The 17831-nt window shown below is 70.0% G+C and carries 13 protein-coding genes; 9 read left to right on the forward strand and 4 right to left on the reverse strand.

Annotated elements, in window-relative coordinates:
* Positions 1-6: 6 nt before the first annotated feature.
* Positions 7-2100 carry a (Fe-S)-binding protein gene (locus tag ABZ342_RS16370; protein ID WP_360473517.1) on the forward strand — a complete coding sequence of 698 codons (2094 nt, stop codon included), beginning with the start codon at positions 7-9 and terminating at the stop codon, positions 2098-2100.
* 4 nt (positions 2101-2104) lie between these two features.
* On the opposite strand, the gene ABZ342_RS16375 is transcribed toward ABZ342_RS16370, so the two are convergent.
* Positions 2105-3610, reverse strand: coding sequence for a CBS domain-containing protein (locus tag ABZ342_RS16375; protein ID WP_360473519.1), 1506 nt, complete (start codon positions 3608-3610; stop codon positions 2105-2107).
* 155 nt (positions 3611-3765) lie between these two features.
* Between ABZ342_RS16375 and ABZ342_RS16380 the strand changes: the two genes are divergently transcribed.
* The 7 genes from ABZ342_RS16380 (at position 3766) to ABZ342_RS16410 (ending at position 13287) form a co-directional block, all read left to right on the forward strand.
* A complete protein-coding gene (locus tag ABZ342_RS16380; protein WP_360473521.1) occupies positions 3766-4320 on the forward strand; it encodes an FHA domain-containing protein in 555 nt (184 codons plus the stop codon).
* A gap of 301 nt (positions 4321-4621) precedes the next feature.
* The gene (locus ABZ342_RS16385) at positions 4622-5926 is read left to right on the forward strand and encodes a sugar ABC transporter substrate-binding protein (RefSeq protein ID WP_155543692.1); all 1305 of its coding nucleotides are present in this window, start codon (positions 4622-4624) and stop codon (positions 5924-5926) included.
* On the forward strand, positions 5923-6909 hold the full coding sequence (locus tag ABZ342_RS16390) for a sugar ABC transporter permease (protein WP_155543693.1): 987 nt from the start codon (positions 5923-5925) through the stop codon (positions 6907-6909). Before ABZ342_RS16385 ends, ABZ342_RS16390 begins: the two co-directional genes overlap by 4 nt.
* Entirely contained in the window at positions 6906-7736 is an 831-nt protein-coding gene (locus tag ABZ342_RS16395) for a carbohydrate ABC transporter permease (RefSeq protein ID WP_155543694.1), read from the forward strand. The genes ABZ342_RS16390 and ABZ342_RS16395 overlap by 4 nt, the downstream gene beginning before the upstream one ends.
* Before the next feature lie 3 nt (positions 7737-7739).
* Positions 7740-9179: a glycoside hydrolase family 3 N-terminal domain-containing protein gene (locus ABZ342_RS16400; RefSeq protein WP_360473524.1), complete on the forward strand. Its 1440-nt coding sequence runs from the start codon at positions 7740-7742 to the stop codon at positions 9177-9179.
* Positions 9180-9275: 96 nt separating this feature from the next.
* Entirely contained in the window at positions 9276-12422 is a 3147-nt protein-coding gene (locus ABZ342_RS16405; protein WP_360473526.1) for a tetratricopeptide repeat protein, read from the forward strand.
* A gap of 106 nt (positions 12423-12528) precedes the next feature.
* Entirely contained in the window at positions 12529-13287 is a 759-nt protein-coding gene (locus ABZ342_RS16410; RefSeq protein ID WP_360473528.1) for a hypothetical protein, read from the forward strand.
* Positions 13288-13899: 612 nt separating this feature from the next.
* On the opposite strand, the gene ABZ342_RS16415 is transcribed toward ABZ342_RS16410, so the two are convergent.
* Positions 13900-14433, reverse strand: a complete 534-nt coding sequence (locus ABZ342_RS16415) for a winged helix-turn-helix domain-containing protein (protein ID WP_360473530.1) — start codon at positions 14431-14433, stop codon at positions 13900-13902.
* Positions 14434-14508: 75 nt separating this feature from the next.
* Between ABZ342_RS16415 and ABZ342_RS16420 the strand changes: the two genes are divergently transcribed.
* Positions 14509-15717: an MFS transporter gene (locus ABZ342_RS16420; RefSeq protein ID WP_360473532.1), complete on the forward strand. Its 1209-nt coding sequence runs from the start codon at positions 14509-14511 to the stop codon at positions 15715-15717.
* Here ABZ342_RS16420 and ABZ342_RS16425 read toward each other — a convergent pair.
* A complete protein-coding gene (locus tag ABZ342_RS16425; RefSeq protein ID WP_155543701.1) occupies positions 15693-16043 on the reverse strand; it encodes an MmcQ/YjbR family DNA-binding protein in 351 nt (116 codons plus the stop codon). The genes ABZ342_RS16420 and ABZ342_RS16425 overlap by 25 nt on opposite strands.
* Positions 16044-16114: 71 nt before the next feature.
* Positions 16115-17545 carry a DUF1996 domain-containing protein gene (locus ABZ342_RS16430; protein ID WP_360473534.1) on the reverse strand — a complete coding sequence of 477 codons (1431 nt, stop codon included), beginning with the start codon at positions 17543-17545 and terminating at the stop codon, positions 16115-16117.
* Between the last annotated feature and the right edge of the window lie 286 nt (positions 17546-17831).

Here is a 17831-nt window from a genome sequence, read left to right on the forward strand (position 1 = left end):
GGACCCGTGCTCGTTCGTCTCATCCTCGGCCTGCTCATGACGGTCGTCGGCCTCGCCGTCGCCGGCAAGCGCGTGGCCTTCCTGTACCGGCTGATCAAGGCCGGCCAGCCCGACACCAAGCGGTCGGACGACCTCGGCGCCCGCGTCTTCGCCCAGGTGCGCGAAGTGTTCGGCCAGCGCAAGCTCCTGAAGTGGTCCGTGCCGGGCCTGGCGCACTTCTTCACGTTCTGGGGCTTCGTGATCCTCGCTTCGGTATACCTCGAGGCGTACGGCGCGCTCTTCGACGAGAAGTTCGCGATCCCGTGGATCGGTCACTGGGCGGTGCTCGGCTTCCTGCAGGACTTCATCGCCGTCATGGTGGCCGTGTCGCTGGGCGTGTTCACGGTGATCCGCATCCGCAACGCCCCCGAGCGCAAGGACCGCGCATCCCGGTTCTACGGCTCGCACACCGGCGGCGCGTGGCTGATCCTCTTCATGATCTTCAACGTCGTCTGGACGATGTTCTTCTTCCGCGGCGCCTCGTCGGCATCGGGCAACTTCCCGTACGACGGCGGGGCGTACGTCTCCCTCGGCGTCGGGAACCTCCTCGAGCCGCTCGGCCACTCGACGACCGAGGTGCTCGAGACCGTCGGCCTGATGCTGCACATCGGCGTCATGCTGGTGTTCCTGTCGATCGTGCTCTACTCCAAGCACCTGCACATCTTCGTGGCGCCGATCAACGTCTCGGCCAAGCGGCTGCCGGACGCGCTCGGCCCGCTGCTGCCGATGGAGTCCGGCGGCAAGCCGATCGACTTCGAGGACCCGGGCGAGGACGACACGTTCGGCCGCGGCAAGATCGGCGACTTCACGTGGAAGGGCATGCTCGACTTCGCCACGTGCACCGAGTGCGGCCGCTGCCAGTCGCAGTGCCCGGCGTGGAACACCGGGAAGCCGTTGTCGCCCAAGCTGCTGATCATGAGCCTGCGCGACAACCTCTTCGAGGAGGCGCCCTACATCCTCGCGGGCACCGAGCACGAAGAGGCGCGCCCGCTGGTCGGGCCGGAAGCCGACGGCGGCGTCATCGACCCGGACGTCCTCTGGTCGTGCACCACCTGCGGCGCGTGCGTCGAGCAGTGCCCGGTCGACATCGAGCACGTCGACCACATCGTGGACATGCGCCGCTACCAGGTGATGATCGAATCGGCGTTCCCGACCGAGCTGGGCGGCCTGTTCAAGAACCTCGAGACCAAGGGCAACCCCTGGGGCCAGAACAACTCGGAACGCCTCGCCTGGACGAAGGACCTCGGCTTCGACGTCCCGGTGTTCGACGGCGAGCTCGCCGACGACGTCGAATACGTCTACTGGGTCGGCTGCGCGGGAGCGTTCGACGACAACGCCCGCAAGACCGTCCGCGCCACCGCGGAGCTGCTGCACATCGCGGGCGTGAAGTACACGGTGCTCGGCAAGGAGGAGTCCTGCACGGGCGACCCGGCGCGGCGCGCGGGCAACGAGTTCCTGTTCCAGATGATGGCCCAGCAGACGGCGGAGACGCTCAACGCGGTGTTCGAGGGGCGCGAGCCGCGGCTGCGCAAGATCGTCACGACGTGCCCGCACTGCTTGAACACGCTGAGCCGCGAGTACCCGGACCTCGACGGGCACTACGAGGTCGTCCACCACACGCAGCTGCTGAACCGGCTCGTGCGGGGCGGTCAGCTGACGCCGGTCAAGGCCGTCGAAGACGGTCCGAAGGTGACCTACCACGACCCGTGCTACCTCGGCCGCCACAACAAGGTCTACACGCCGCCCCGCGATCTGGTGGGCGCGACGGGCGCGACGCTGGAGGAGATGCCCCGCCACGCGGACCGGGCGCTGTGCTGCGGCGCCGGCGGCGCGCGGATGTGGATGGAGGAGCAGATCGGCAAGCGCATCAACCTCGAGCGCGTGGACGAAGCGATCGCGACCGACGCGGAGACGATCGTGACGGGCTGCCCGTTCTGCCGGGTGATGCTGACGGACGGACTGGTGCAGCGGCAGAGCGAGCAGAAGGCGGAGAACGTCGATGTGCGCGATGTGGCCCAGCTGCTGCTGGAGCGGGTGAAGGCCCCGGCGCCGAAACCCTGACCGGCTAGGACTGGTCGACGGCCTTGACCGTCGCGCAGAACCCTTCGATGGCGGCGAGGTCCTGCTCCGGGATCTCGTCGCCGGAGAAGTGCATCAGCTCGTTGCGGATGTTCTTCGCCTTCGTGAGGAGATCGAGGAAGGTCTCGTGGTCGAGCGGCCAGCCGAGCAGCTCGAAGGTGGCCCGGTCGGCGAAGATCCGGACGTAGTTCCCGAACGTCGGGTTGCCGTTCGCCCACTTCGGGACCGCTTTGTCGAGCACGTCCTCGGGCACGCTGCGCTTGGTGTGCCGCCGCAGCCGCAGCTCGGCCTCTTCCAGGAGCGAGAACGGCCGGGCGAGGGTGCCGAACTGGCGGGCGAGGTCGTGGGCCGTCACGACCCCGATGAGCTTCCGGCGGTCTTCTCCCCGGACGAAGACGTACCCGCGGCGGTAGATCTCGTCGATCTGGCCGAACAGCTCGTCGTCGAAGTCGATGACCCGGACCTGGGTGGTCGCGTCCCGCAGCGTCGGCTCGGGGTTCGTCAGCCGGGCCCGGCCGATGGACTCCCAGCTGACCGCGCCGACGTGGAACCCGTCCGCGTCGACGACCGCCAGCTGGGAGTAGTTCTTGGCCAGCATGAGCGTCACCGCGGTGGCGAGCGGCTTCCCGGCCGTGACCGCTTCGATGGACGGCTCCTCCGGCAGGACCGCGCGCACCACCCACTTGGCCGGCAGGTCGTCCAGCGCTTCGAGCCCGGGTGGATCCGTTTCGGAGTCCGCCGCGCCCGGCTCGTCGGCGACCGGGACCAGCTCGACGACCGCGTCCATCCGCGCCGTGGTGAACGCCGGCTTGGTCGTGACCCCGTGCTCGGCCAGCTCGAATTGCACGGTCACCAGGGAGGTCGCGGTCCGCCGCCGGTAGCCCCACAGGGACAGCAGCGCCCGGACGGTCAGCTTCACGGGTGCCGCGCCGGTTTCGACGGCTTCCCACAGGTCGGCCTGGGTGGCGTCGGGGTCGAGGTTCGCCGAAGCGTGCTGCCAGCCCGGGTCCGGCCGTCCGGCCGCGATTTCCCCGATCCGCCGGGCCGCCTCGTGCCGGCTCAGCCGGCACACGGTGAGCAGCGACCCGAGACTGCCGCGCAGGTCGGGGCCGAACTCGCCAGGCTCGATGTCCGTCCGGAGCCACCGGACCGGCCGGGCGTGCCGGCACTCCGGGGCCGAGCCGGGGCGGTAGTGGTACCGCCCGGTGACCTCGCCGATGGCGAACCGCCGCACGTTCTTGAGCGGCATGACGACGAGGTCGCCCTCGTTCATCTCCCGGTAGAAGCGCCACAGCTGCCCGGCCCAGTTGCCGATCACGTAGGTGGACCGTTGCGGGTAGCACTCGCGGAGCCCGGCCTTGAGCGCTTCCCGGCTGTCGAACCGGCCGAGGGCGGGAACGCCGCCCCAGCCGACGATCGCGAGACCTTCGGCGAGGGACTCCTGGTCGCGCTCGCCTTGCCTGCCCGCGCGGACCTGCCAAGCTGACTTCATCGTTCTCCCGGTTCCTGGGCGCCGAACTGACTTACGCACCCCAGTCGGCCGCGGGGCGATGATCGTCGCCCGGCAACCGCCCGGTTCACCCGTTCGCCGCGCATCTTCACGCCGCCGTGGTGCTCTGTCCGGAATCGGGACGTGGGGGAGGGACGATGGAACACCCAGTGACCATCGAGACGCTCGGCGGCGCGGTCGCGCGGCTGGACGTGCGGCGGGGCTCATGGCTCGTCGGTCGCGCTCCCGAGGCGGACCTGAAGCTGTACTCCGACCGCGTCAGCCCGCGGCACGCCTGGCTCCGGCGGGACGCCCGCGGCACCTGGGTGTCCGACGCCGGCTCGCGCGCCGGCACGCTCGTCAACGGCGAGGCCCTGGCGCCGAGACAAGCCCGGCTCCTGCACGACGGCGACCGGGTGTCCTTCGGCCCCATCACCGCCGTCTACACCGACGTCGGCGCGACCGGCGACGATCGGCCGGTGTTCGCCGTGGTTCCCGCCCGGCGGGCGGGAACGATCGCGCTCGTGCTCGGCCCGGTCCTGTTCGTCGCCGGGTTCGGGCTCGGGGCCGCCCGGCTGCTCCGGCACTTCGGCGCCGGGCCGGAGTTCGGGGTCGCCCTGCTGGTGGTGGGCCTGGTCGTCTCGGTGCTCGGGGTGGTCCTGGCCCGCAGGAGGAAGGCGCGGCCGTCGGCCGTCCACGGCAGCAGGACGTGACCGCACCCGATCAGCCGGGGCGGTTTTCGTTGCGCCGACCGGGTGGCCGTGCGGTGAATCCCGCGTGGCCACCGGTGAAAAACGTTCCGGACACCCTCCTATTCGGACGACTTCCCCCGCAGGTCACGGCGAAGCCGGTGACCGTCCGGCTACACCGCGTCAGACTCCCCGGTGCGTTTACAACGTTCCGGCAACCGCCTTGACAGGGCCTGTGGTACGTACCACTCTAACCCCAACATTGGTCTACACCATTTGGGGAGTCCGGTCGCGGTTCGGCCGGACATCGAAAGGACGGCATCGAGTGAAACGCTGGCTCAAGCTGGCGGCGGGCGCCGCCGCACTCACCCTCGCGACCGCGGGCTGCGCGGGTTCCAGCGGCACGGACACCGCCGCTTCGTCGAGCGGTGCTCCCGCGCAGATCACCGGCGACGTCACCGTCTGGCTGATGACGGGTTCCGCGCCGACCACGCTGACCGACGCGCTCAACAAGGAGTTCGAAGCCGCGCACCCCGGCGTCAAGGTCAAGTACGAAATCCAGCAGTGGGACGGCATCCAGCAGAAGCTGACCACCGCGCTGGCGAGTGGCGCTCCGCCGGACGTGATCGAGATCGGCAACACGCAGACCGCGGCCTTCGCCGCGGACGACGGCGTCCTGACCGACCTGACCGCCGACAAGGACAGCTTCAACGGCGCCCAGTGGCTGAAGGGTCTCGCCGACTCGGGCACCTACGAGGGCAAGACCTACGGCGTCCCGTTCTACGCGGCCAACCGTGAGGTCATCTACCGCAAGGACATGTTCGAGCAGGCGGGCATCGCCAAGCCGCCGACGTCGAACGACGAGTGGATCGACGCGATCACCAAGCTGAAGACGAAGTTCGGGTCCGACCCCGACTTCCAGCCCCTGTACATGCCGGGCCAGAACTGGTACGCGCTGCTGTCCTTCATCTGGGACAACGGTGGCGACATCGCCCAGCCCGACGGCAAGAACTTCAAGGCGACGCTGGACAGCGCCGGCGCGAAGGCGGGCCTGGACTTCTACAAGAAGCTCGTCGACACCTCCGGCACCAAGGCGCCGAAGGACGCCGACGAGGCCAAGCCGCAGCAGGCGACCGTCTACGGCGCCGGCAAGGTGGCCATGATGATCGGTCTCCCGTGGGAGCTGCCGACCGCGGCCAAGACGGACCCGAGCCTGACCGCCAAGACCGGCGCGTTCGCGATCCCGAGCAAGACCGCCGGCCAGAGCGCCCCGGTGTTCCTGGGCGGCTCCAACCTGGCGATCCCGGCCAACAGCAAGAACGTGGCCGCCGCCAAGGAGTACATCAAGCTGCTCTCCAGCCCGAAGTACCAGAGCCAGCTCGCCGCCGCCGGCGTCGTGCCCGGCACGTCGACCGACCTCACCGGCCTGGACAAGGACCCGCTGGGCAGCGTGATGGCGAAGGCCTCCACCAACGGCAAGGCCGTGCCGGCCAGCCCGAAGTGGGGTGACGTGGAGTCCGGCCAGAACCCGGTCAAGGACATGCTGACCGCGTACCTGACCGGCAAGAAGACGCTCGACCAGGCGACCGCCGACGCCAACGCAGCGCTGAACAAGCTCATCGGCGGATGACAGCGACCGCCAATGTGACGATGCCGGCGGGGGCGACCCCGCCGGCATCGCCGCGCGACACGCGGGTCAAGAAGCGCAGGCGGGGCCGGTTCGGCGACCGGGTGCTCCCGTACCTGCTGCTGCTCCCCGCGCTCGCCGCGATCCTGGTCCTGCTCGCCTGGCCGCTGGTCCAGGTGCTCGCGATCAGCTTCCGCAAGCTCGACATCGGCCAGCTCGTCTCCGGCAAGACGGTCTGGATCGGGTTCGACAACTACACGAACACGCTTTCGGACCCGGAGTTCTGGACGGTCACCTTCCGGACCCTGGTCTTCACCGCCGCCATCGTGGCCGCCACCATCCTCGGCGGCCTGCTCCTCGCGGTGCTCATGCGCCACCTCGGCCCGGTCGTGCGGATCATCGTCCAGGTGACGCTGGTGCTGGCCTGGGCGACGCCGGTGATCGCGACGACCACCGTGTTCCAGTGGATCTTCGACGAGCAGTACGGGATCCTCAACAAGACCCTCGACCGGCTCGGGTTCCACAGCTTCATCGGGTTCTCGTGGTTCTCCAGCGGCGCGAGCACGCTGTCGGTGATCGGGCTGCTCATCGTGTGGCAGGCCGTGCCGTTCGTGACGTTCTCGCTGTACGCGGGCATCATCGGCGTCTCGCGCGAGCAGTACGAGGCCGCCGGGATCGACGGCGCCAGCGGGTGGCAGACGTTCCGCGCGGTCACCTGGCCCGCCATCAAGCCGATCACCACCATGGTCACGTTCCTGTCGGTGCTGTGGGACTTCAACGCGTTCGCCCAGATCTGGGCGATCCGCGAAGGCGGCCCCGACGGCGAGAGCACCACCCTGGCCGTCGTGCTCTACCTCAAGGGCATCGCGGGCAACCACTTCGGCGCGGCGGCCGCGATCGCGACGCTGATGCTGATCGTGCTCGCGCTCATCACGGGCCGGTACATCCAGCTGCTCACCCGGACCCGGGAAGGTGATCTGTCGTGAAGAAGTCGCTGTCGCAGCGGATCGTGCTCTCGGTGGTCGGCGTGCTCGTCGCGCTGGCGATCGTGTTCCCGACGTACTGGATGTTCGTCACGTCGCTGCGGACGCCCGGTGAGATCCTGTCGCCCAAGTACGACCTGATCCCGACGTCGTTCTCGTTCGGCAACTTCGCCACCGCGCTGACCAAGGACAACTTCCCGACCTACCTGATGAACAGCCTGATCGTCACGGTCGGGTCGGTGCTGTGCGCGCTGGTCGCCGGGACGCTGGCGGCGATCCCGCTCTCGCGGCTGCGCTTCACCGGCCGCAAGGGTTTCCTGGTGCTGGTCATGGTGGCGCAGCTGGCCCCGGTGTCGGCGCTGTTCATCCCGCTGTTCCTGCTGATGCGGGACGCCGGGCTGCTCAACACGCTGCCGTCGCTGCTGCTGATCTACTTCGCCACCACGCTGCCGTTCACGGTCTGGATGCTCTACGGCTTCGTCAACGGGATCCCGTACGAGCTGGAAGAGGCCGCGATGATCGACGGCTGCAGCCAGACCGGCGCGTTCCGCCGGGTGACGCTGCCGCTGCTCGGCCCGGGGCTGGTCACGACGTCGGTGTTCAGCTTCATCACCGCGTGGAACGAGTACCTTTTCGCGCTGGTGTTCATCCGGGACAAGCAGAAGGAGACGCTGCCGGTGTGGCTGGCGTCGTTCCGCACGGCGTTCGCCACCGACTGGGGCGGCGTCATGGCCGCGTCGGTCATCTACGCGATCCCGGCGCTGGTGTTCTTCCTGCTCGTGCAACGCAAGCTGGTGTCCGGCGCGACCGCCGGCGCCGTGAAGGGGTAGCCGTTGTCTTCTCCCGAGAAGCTCGCCGAGGCCGTCCTGCTGCCCGGGTTCGCCGGGACCACCGCGCCCGGCTGGCTGCGCCGCCGGATCGCCGGGGGACTGGGCGGGGTGGTGCTGTTCGGCCGCAACGTCGTCGACGACGAGCAGGTCGCCGCGCTCACCGCCCAGCTGCGCGGTGAGCGGGACGGTGTTGTCGTCGGCATCGACGAGGAGGGCGGCGACGTCACCCGCCTCGACGTGAACACCGGGTCGTTCGTGCCGGGGCCGCTGGCCCTGGGCGCGGCCGACGACCCGGAGCTGACCACGGCGGTCGCCGCCGCGCTCGGCGAACGGCTGGCGGCCTGCGGCGTCACCCTGAACCTGGCGCCGTGCGCGGACCTGACCCTGGCGGCCGAGGACCCGATCATCGGCGTCCGGGCGTTCGGGTCCGACCCGGCGAAGGCGTCGCCGCACGTCGCGGCCTACGTGACCGGCCTGCAGAAGTACGGCGTCGCGGCGTGCGCGAAGCACTTCCCGGGCCACGGCGCGGCGACCGAGGACTCGCACGTCGCGCTGCCGGTGCTGCCACGCACGGTCGAAGAGCTGCGGGAGATCGAGCTGGTCCCGTTCGCCGCGGCGATCCGCGCCGGCGTCCGCTCGGTGATGTCGGGCCACCTGGTCGTGAAAGCCTGGGGTGAGGAGCCCGCGACGCTCAACCGCGTCGCGCTCACCGACGTCCTGCGCGGCGAGCTCGGCTTCACCGGTGCGGTGATCACCGACGCGCTGGAAATGGGGGCGGTGTCCGGCGCGTACGGCAAGCACGACGGCCTCGGCCGTTCGGCCGTGCGGGCACTGGCCGCGGGGGCGGACGCGCTCTGCCTCGGTGGCGCGGCGTTCGAGGCCGAGCACCTGGACGCGTGCGTCACGGCGATCGTGGCCGCGGTCGCCGCGGGGGAGCTGCCGCTCGAACGGCTCGAGGAGGCGGCTTCGCGGACGGCGGCGCTGGGCACCGACCCGGCCCCGGCTTCGGTGGGCCCGGTCGACCGGCGGCTCGGCCTGGAGGCGGCGCGCAAGGCCTTGCGCGTCCGGGGTGACGTACGGCTGGACGGCCCGCCGCTGGTCGTCGACGTCCAGACCGAGCCGACCATCGCGGCCGGCCCGATGCCGTGGGGCCTCGGCGCGCACCTGGCCGAGCTGATGCCGGGCACGCGGACGCTGACCGCGACGCCGGACGACGCCGACGCGATCCTCGAAGCGGCCCGGGACTTCCGCAGCGTCGTCGTGGTGACCCGCGAGGCGCACCGGCACCCGCGGGTGCGCGAGCTGCTGGCCACATTGTCCACTGTGGACTTCATCCGCGTGGAGACCGGCGTGCCGGGCCCCGCGGACGGCGACGGTCCGCGGATCGACACGTTCAGCGGCTCCTACGTCAGCCTGCGCGCGGCGGCCGAGTACCTGGCCTGAGTTCTCCCCGATGAAGCCCCGCCGGAGTTTCCGGCGGGGCTTCGTCGTCCTGTCTTGCTATGGTCGACGTCCGGCCGGCGAAGGGAGGGCGGGGCCTTGGACGCGGGCGGGCTGACCCTGCAGGACCTGATCAAGCGGCGGCAGGCCGACGGCTTCGTCGGGCGGCGCCACGAGATCGGCCGGTTCGAAGAAGCCCTCCGGCTCCCGCTGGAGGACCAGCGCCGCCGGTTCCTGTTCAGCGTGCACGGCGATGCCGGCGTCGGGAAGTCGTTCCTGATCAACCAGTTCCAGCGGATCGCGCAGGAGTCGGGATGCGCCGTCGCGTACGTCGACGAGTCGGTCTTCGACATCCCGTCGGCGCTGTCGGGCATCGTCCGGTCGTTCGCCCGGCAGGGTGATCCGTGCAAGGAGTTCGCCAAGAAGTCCGAGCTTTACCACGAAAAGCGGCACGAGCTCGACGCGGACCCGGCCACCCCGGAAGGGTTGTCCTCGGTGCTGACCCGGTCGGCCGTGCGGATCAGCCTGCGCGCCGCGGAAGACATCCCGGTCGTCGGGTCGTTCGCCAAGGAGCTCGACCGCGACGCCATCTCGAACCAGGTCGAGAAGTTCCGTGCTTTCCTCAGCGTGAAGCTGCGCAACCAGCACGATGTGCGCCTGTTGATGTCGCCGGTCGAAGAGCTGACCCCGATCTTCGTGGCCGAGCTCCGGCAGGTGGCGGCGAAACGACCGGTGGTGCTGTTCTTCGACACCTTCGAACGCACCGGGGTGTTTCTCGAGCGTTGGCTGCTGGATTTGCTCGACGGCCGTTACGGCAGCCTCCCGCCGAACCTGGTGCTGGTGCTCGCGGGCCAGCACCCGCTGGACGTCCACGCGTGGGGCGACTACCTGGGCGTCCGTGCCGACTGCCCGCTCCAACTGTTCACCGAGGAGGAGGCCCGCGAGTTCCTGGCGGCCCGGGGCATCACGGCGGACGAGGTGGTCGAGGTCGTTCTAGCGCTGTCCGGACGGTTGCCAGTGCTGCTGGCGCTGCTGGCGGAGTCCCGCCTGGACAGCGCCGCGAGCGTGGCCGATCCGGGGGACAACGCGGTCGAGCGCTTCCTGAAGTGGGAGAAGGACGAGAAGCGGAAACAGGCGGCGTTGCGCGGCGCGCTGCCGAGGCAGCTGGACCGGGACGTGTTCGCGCTGGCCGCCGACGCGGCCACGCCGGACGAGGATTTCGCGTGGCTGCGCCGCCTGCCGTTCGTGGCCGAGCGCGCGAGCGGCTACCGGTACCACGACGTGGTCCGCGACACGATGATCCGCGTGGTGCGGCGCCGGTCGTCCGTCGAGTGGCGTGAGCGCCACTGCGTCCTGTCGGAGTACTACCGGGCCAGGCGTGAGCAACTCGGCCTCGACGACCGGTCCGGCTGGCAGGACGAGGGTTGGCAGGCGCTGGCGGTGGAGGAGCATTACCACCGCATCTGCGCCACGGTGGCGACGGCGGACGCGCTGGCCGCGCTCGTCACGACGATCGCGGTGCGAGCCGACCAGGTCGGGCGGTGGGTCGCCATGGTGGCCCAGGCCGGGGTGGACTCCGGCGCGGAGCAGGTGGCCGCCCTGGGTTCCCGACTGAGTGCGGCAGAGGACTCGCTCGCTCTGCTGAACTGCCTCACCGCTGAGACCACCCTGTCGGTCAAGGCTCGGCACAGCGCCTACCTGCAGGTCGCCCACCACCATCTTCGACGTCGGACGCCCGACTTCGCCGATGCCGTGACGGCGTTCTCCAAAGCGCTCGAGCAGGTGCCTGAAGACGGCGTCGCCCTGACGATCCGGGGCATCCTGTACCACGTGCTGGGAAAGCTCGAGGCGTCGCTGGCGGACCTCGACCGTGCGGTCGAGCTGGATCCGGCGGCCGGCTGGCCGATCGGTGCCCGCGGACAGACTTTGCTCTCGCTGAAAAGGCACGAGGAGGCCGTGGCCGACCTCAGCCGGTCGCTGGACCTCATGCCGGACACGGCGGAGGTTCTTGGCGTCCGAGGCGAGGCGCTCTACGAGATGGCCCGGTACCCGGAAGCCCTCCTCGATTTCACCAGGGTGCTGGAGCTGGGGTCGAACGACAGCTGGGCGCTCTCTTGGTGTGGCCGCGTTCACCTCCAGCTGAAGTCCTACGAGGCGGCGCTGGCCGCCTTCAACCGGGTGCTGGAGCTGCAGCCGGAAGCGACCTGGGCCCTGACCGACCGCGGCGAAACGAATCGTCGGATGAAGCGGTACGAGGACGCGCTGGCGGACTTCACGCGCTCGGTGGAGATCGAGGCGAAGTATCCCGCGGTGTTCGCGAGGCGAGGGCACACCTACGCGGACATGCATCGCTGGGAGGAGGCCTTGGCGGACTACGCCCGGGCGCTCGAGATCGCCCCGGGAGTGAGCTGGATCCTTCGTGACCGTGCGGGAACCTACCATCGGGCCGGGCGGCTCGACGACGCGCTCGCCGACTACGACCGGCTGATCGCAAGAGCCCCAGAGTATTCCTGGGCGGTCCGGCAGCGGGCTTTCGTGTTGTGTGACCTCGACCGCTCGGAGGACGCGCTCGCCGACCTCACGCGAATAATCGAGACCGACCCGGCTACGGCATTCTGGTGGGTGGACCGGGGCAATGTCCTGCACATGTCGGGGCGGTACGAGGAGGCTTTGGCCGATTTCACTCGGGCCGCCGAAATCGACCCGACGTTCGCCCACGCCTTCTGCGGCCGGGGCGAGAGCCGGAAGTCGTTGAACCAGTACGACGAGGCGTTGGCAGACTTCACGCGGGCGATAGCCATTGACCCGGCCTTGACCCTAGCCCTCAACCGACGAGGGCAGATTCACCGCAGATGCGGCCGGCTGGTCGAAGCACAGGCCGATCTCGAGCGGTTGGTGCAGCTCGGCGCCGGGGCTTGGGACCACTACCAACTGGGCCTTCTCGCACATGCCCAAGGACGACCGGACGCGGCGAAGGAGCTTTTCGCAGCCGCGGTGCTCGCCGAAGCTGCCGAGATCGCGGCCGGCGAGACCACGGGCAACATGCTGCTCAACTTCGTGGTCTACCACCTCGCGCTCGGCGACGTGACGGAGGCGAGATCCTGGCTCGGGGCCGCATTGGCGAGGGCGCCTGACGCCGGACGCTTCCGCGACGCGCTCGAAGACCTTGAAGACCTCGGTTCCATCATGGCGGTGCCCGAGCTTGCGGAGTTCGAGGCCGCCCTGCGGGCGAAACTGCACGAATAGCCGCTTCTGTCCGGGTGTCCGGTACACCGCGGGTCCGGCATTTGTACGGGCCTTGTACCGGCGGTCGCCATGCTGTCGCCACAACGAATCCCGGAGGGACGGACAAATGAGAATTCGGATCGGGAAGCGGGCGGCCGCCGTGGCCGGCATCGCCGCGGCGATCGTGCTCGCCGGCGCCACCCCGGCCCTGGCGGCCTCGGGCACGGTGCACACCGACTCGGGCGCGCCGCTGACCGTGCGGTCCAGCCCGAGCGCCACCGCGGGCTCGGTCGGCAGCATCGCCGACGGCACCGCCGTGACCATCAGCTGCCAGACCAACGGGTCGACCGTCGACGGCAAGTACGGCACGTCGGACATCTGGGACAAGGTCGGCGACGGCTACGTCAGCGACGCCTACGTCTACACCGGCTCCGACGGCCGGGTCGCGCCCGACTGCGCGGGCTCGACGCTGACCTGCTCCACCGCGGGCACCGGCGACTCGAAGACGTGCGCGCAAGCCGTGGCCTACGCCAAGACCCGCGTCCACACGAACGACCTCGACTCGTACGAGGGCTGGTGCGACCGGATCAACGCGCAGAACTACGGCTGGACCGCCTCCGGCTCGGAGACGGCCTACATCCACTGGACCCAGATCCCGGCCTCGTACAAGCACCCGGGCGACTACCAGGTCCCGGCCGGCGGGCTCGCGTTCTTCAAGAGCAGCGGCGCGGGCCACACGATGATCTCGATCGGCGGCGGCAAGTTCCTGTCGAACGACATCAACGGCTACGGCAGCTACACCGAGACGACGATCGCGCAGATCAAGAGCAAGTGGGGCCAGACCTACCTCGGCTGGTCGCAGCCGTGGTTCAAGGTGAACCACTGACGCGGTGACCGGAAGCGGGTCTCGCCGGCCCTGGGGGTGGCGAGACCCGCGACGGACCGCGCGGGGTCGTCGGCCGTGCCTCCGGCGAGATCCGCGTGCTGCACCCCCGGCCACCATCCCCGGCCGGGGGTGAGCGAGTGGCCCGGCCCCTGCCCACCTCTCCCGGGCAGGGGCCGCCCGGTGTCAGTCGACCACGCCGCCGATGTCGCCGTTCGGGGTCCGGCACACGCAGGACGCGCCGACCGGCAGGGACTGTGCCGGGCGCGGACCCGAGCACCTGGGTGATGTGCCCGTCCAGCATCTGCCGGATCATCCCCAGCGCGCTCGACCGCTGGACCCGCTCGACGGGGTCTTCGGCGAGCACGGCCCGGCCGGGCGCTTCGACGAGCGCGCGCAGTCGTTCGGCCAGTGCGACGAGCTGGGGATCGCGGTCGGCGCCCGCGTCGCGCAGTTCACGGGCGACGGCCGCGCGGCACTGCGCCGACTCCGGGTGCTACCGCGGCAGCTCGACACTCCGCGCGACCTGGCCGCCGTAGCGCCGGATGATCGATTCCCGCAATGCATAATTCCGGTGCCGTCAAACGAAATCGGAAAATGGCGCCGTGTCGAGATTCATCGACGTTTCGGGTCGGCCAGGTGCAGCACGAAGATCCCGCCCACCGCAGGCCGGTCGGTGCGCTCGTGGTCGGTCGCCACGTACTCGTCCAGCACCGCGAGGATCCGGCGGTCCAGCTCCTCGATCTCGTCGGGGGACAGGTGCAGCAGGAACTTCTCGTGGACCGCGACCGACTCCGGCCCCGCCGCCCGGATCTCCTCCTGGAAGATCTCGATCGGCGCGAACCGCGTCTCGGCGTCGGCTCCGGCCAGGGGGCCGTCCAGCCACCACGTCTCGTTGTCGGCCTTGTACGGCTTCTCCAGTGCGCCACTGGCGCCGGTGCGGACCGGGGCCGGCTTCAGCAGGCCCGCCGACACCAGCTGCCGCACGTGGTGCAGGACCGTGCCGGGGTCGCGGTCGAGACGGTCGGCCAGCTGCTTGTTCGTCAGCTCCTCGAGCAGGCACATCCGCATGATGCGCAGCCGCAGCGGGTGGCCGAGGGCCTTGGCCTCCGCCGGCGTCGCCGGGCGCCGCCGGCGGGGTTCGGTCATGAACGGAGCGTAGTCCATCGATGGGATCCGGTCACATCGATGGAGAAAAGCCCATCGATGTGCGATCCTCCATTCATGAACCCCGTGTTCTGGCGCCTGTGGTCCGCCGCCGGCCTGTCCAGCCTCGCCGACGGCGTCCTCAAGGTCGCGTTGCCGCTGGTCGCGGTCGGTTACACCCGCGAGCCGGTGCTCATCGCCGGGCTCGCCTTCGCCTTCAGCCTGCCGTGGCTGCTGTTCGCGCTGCCCGCCGGCGCGCTGGTCGACCGGCTCGACCGCCGCCGCGCGATGCTCGCCGCCAATTTCGTGCGCGGCGGGCTTCTCGGCGGCGTCGCGCTGCTGACCGTCTTCGGCGGGGGATCGATCTGGGCGCTGTACGTGGCGGCGCTCGGTGTCGGCTGCGCGGAGACGATCTACGACACCGCGGCGCAGTCGATCGTCCCGCAGGTCGTCGGGCGGGCGCAGCTGGCTCGCGCCAACGGCCGGATGTTCGCGGCCGAGCAGACGGCCAACGAGTTCGCCGGCCCGCCGCTCGCCGGGGTGCTGGCCGCGGCGGGGGTCGTCGCCGCGCTCGTCACGCCGGTGGCGCTGTGGGCGGTGGCCGTCGCGGCCCTGCTGCTCGTGCGCGGCGAGTACCGGGTTCCGCGCGAGAAACCCACCACCCTGCGCGCGGACATCGCCGAGGGCCTGCGTTTCCTGCTGCGCCACCGGGTGCTGCGGACGTTTTCCGTCATGACCGGCACGTTCAACTTCGCCACCGGAGCGACCTTCGCCGTCCTCGTCCTTTACGCGGTGGGCCCGGGATCGGCGATGGGACTGTCCGAACCCGCCTTCGGGCTGCTGATGGCGACCAGCGCGGCCGGTGGCCTGGTCGGATCGCTGATCGCCGAGGCGGTCGAACGCCGGCTGGGCCGCGTCCGCGCGCTGTGGGTTTCGTGGCCGATCGGCGGCATCGTCGTCGGCGCGCTCGCCGTGACGGCGAACCCGTACGTGGCCGGCGCCGCCTTTTTCCTCGGCGGCGTGGGAATCCTGGTGTCGAACGTCGTGATGGTCTCGCTGCGCCAGCAGCTCACGCCCGACCGCCTGCTCGGGCGGCTCAACAGCAGCCACCGGCTCGTCGCGTGGGGCACGAAGTCCCTCGGCGCCCTGGCCGGCGGGGCGATCGCCCAGGCCTTCGGGCTACGGGCGGTGTTCGTGGTGATGGCCGTGCTGGCGTTCGCCGTCGTGGCCGGGCTCCGCGTGGTGACCGAAGAGGCCCTCGCTCAGAGCGGGTGCGTCTCCGCGTAGGCGTTCCAGACCTTCTTGGGCACGCACATCCGCCACGCGTCCAGCACCAGCTCGCGCATCTCTTCCGCGTCGATCGCCGCCAGGCGGCAGCGGACCCACTGGTAACGCAGGTCCGAAGGCTCGGGCATCAGGAACTTGTCCGGCTCGCCCGTCACCAGCGCTTCCCGCTGGTCGCGGGGATACCCGAACCCCAGCTCGGTCTCGTCCCGGGAGAGCGCGGCGAACACGATCTGCCCGACCCGGAACTTGGCCCGGTCACGCACGAACGCCTCGTAGGCGCGGGGGAGCGTCAGGGCGAACGCGCGGACCTCGTCACCGGTGACCATGCCGGTCATTCAACCGCACAAGCCGGCGGCGCAGTGCACGCTGCGCCGCCGGCTTTCCGCGAGAGGGGAGGTCAGGCCCGGCAGTTCTTGCCGCGGTTCACGCAGTTGACCAGCCCGTTCATGATCCGCTGCGACATCACGTTGGCGAAGTCGTCGTGGTCGGAACCCGGGTTGTGCTTCTCCTGCGGGAAAGCGTCCACTTTGTACTGCTTCTTGACCTGGATGTCGTGCGGGATGTCGTAGGTCAGCGAGATCTGCAGCTGCGGTACGGCCTTGAACCCCTTGGCGCACTGGCCGAACTGGTCCGGGAACACGATGTGCGTGCGGTGGTTCGTGCTGTCGGTGTTCTTCCCGTCCCAGCAGCTCGGGAACGTGTGGATCCGCTTGACCTTGCTGTTCTGCGGGCAGATCGGGTACTTGTCCGTGACGCGGTTCTCGAACCCGGTGCACGTCCAGCTCGCGCGGGCGTTCGCCGGCCCGTTCGTCGAGACCTTCGCGTCGCCGTAGAGCACGCGCAGGAACTTCGGCATCGCCACGACCTTGCCCACCGGGCTGCCGCGGAAGGTGATCTGCACCTTCTGCGGGCGCAGGATCTTGCCGTCGTTGCCCGGCAGCTCGTTGTTCTCGTCCTGGCCCGGCAGCGCGCCGCCCGCCGTGGTGCTCGGCGGCGGAGTGGGCGTCCCGGTGTCCTTGCCCGGCTTCGGCGCGCACGGCGCGAGCCCACCGAGGTCCTTCGGCTTCGGCGCGAACCGGGCGATGATGGTGGCGATCCGCTCGAGGATCGCGGCCCGCCGGTCCTTCAGCGGGTTGAGGATGGCGTTCTGCACGAAGTTCGCGCCGCCCTGGCCCTGCGTCTGCGCGATGCGCTGGTTGGCCTCGTCGGTCTGCGTGTCGATCTGGTCGAGGTTGCTGTCGACCTCGGCCATGGCCTGGTCGGGGACGTCGGTGAGCTTGCTCGCGACGTCGGGGCAGGCGACCTGGACGGTCTTGGCTTCCTGGTCGGCCTGCGCGCGGTCGCCGTCGGGCTTCTTCGCGGGCTCGTTCTTCTCCTCCTCGCCGGTGTCGATGCGCACGACCGGCCAGAAGTAGGCGGACTTGTCGCCGTTGCGGCAGGTGGTGCCGGCCTTGACGAGGCTCTTGTTGTTCGAGTCGGCGTTCGTCGAGAGGTTGCCGACGTAGTCGTGCAGGTGCTGGGCGCCGTTGCGGACACCGGGCTGCGCGATGAAGTTGTCGGGGTTGAAGTGGCCGTTCTCGTTGCGGCCGCAGTCGACGGTGAAGGTGCCGGTCGACGCGCCGTAGACCGGGCGTGGGTCGAACTGGTTCGGCTGCACCTTGAGGATGTCGACGAAGAAGGCGGGGTTCGCCTCGTCGGCGCTCGCTTCACCGGTGTTGCCGGTGGTCGTCGCGACGACGATGCCGCCGACCGCGAGCGCGAGGGCGATACCGCCGGTCGCGATCTTGGTTCTGCGGGAAATGCGATGGCGCCCTTGGGTGCGGGACATGGATGGATCCTCCGGGTGTCGGGCTGGCGGGAAGGCGCGACACTGGCGGGACGAGCCCAGGCTCGTGCTCACCAGGTAGTGCGTCGGCGGGGACGGAACGATTCCCGGACCGGCCACCGACCCGACATCGATGGGTGCGCGGCCACCTGCCCGTGGCCATGCCGTCAACCGGCTGGTTATCGTTCCGTGATGGAAGCTACACCGGGGTTTGACACGGGGCAAGAAGGGATTTGCGCCCATTACGAACCGTCAGGCCGGGGTTCCGTTTGCGTAGTCGCGGGTGATC

The sequence above is a fragment of the Amycolatopsis sp. NPDC005961 genome (genome assembly GCF_040629235.1).
GTDB classification, from domain to species: domain Bacteria; phylum Actinomycetota; class Actinomycetes; order Mycobacteriales; family Pseudonocardiaceae; genus Amycolatopsis; species Amycolatopsis camponoti.

What these genes read in the sequence shown, in the direction of transcription:
- ABZ342_RS16430 (WP_360473534.1), bottom strand. Translation starts at nt 17,545, where the DNA reads ATGTCCCGCACCCAAGGGCGCCATCGCATTTCCCGCAGAACCAAGATC.
- ABZ342_RS16390 (WP_155543693.1), top strand. Translation starts at nt 5,923, where the DNA reads ATGACAGCGACCGCCAATGTGACGATGCCGGCGGGGGCGACCCCGCCG.
- ABZ342_RS16420 (WP_360473532.1), top strand. Translation starts at nt 14,509, where the DNA reads ATGAACCCCGTGTTCTGGCGCCTGTGGTCCGCCGCCGGCCTGTCCAGC.
- ABZ342_RS16425 (WP_155543701.1), bottom strand. Translation starts at nt 16,043, where the DNA reads ATGGTCACCGGTGACGAGGTCCGCGCGTTCGCCCTGACGCTCCCCCGC.
- ABZ342_RS16415 (WP_360473530.1), bottom strand. Translation starts at nt 14,433, where the DNA reads ATGACCGAACCCCGCCGGCGGCGCCCGGCGACGCCGGCGGAGGCCAAG.
- ABZ342_RS16380 (WP_360473521.1), top strand. Translation starts at nt 3,766, where the DNA reads ATGGAACACCCAGTGACCATCGAGACGCTCGGCGGCGCGGTCGCGCGG.
- ABZ342_RS16375 (WP_360473519.1), bottom strand. Translation starts at nt 3,610, where the DNA reads ATGAAGTCAGCTTGGCAGGTCCGCGCGGGCAGGCAAGGCGAGCGCGAC.
- ABZ342_RS16410 (WP_360473528.1), top strand. Translation starts at nt 12,529, where the DNA reads ATGAGAATTCGGATCGGGAAGCGGGCGGCCGCCGTGGCCGGCATCGCC.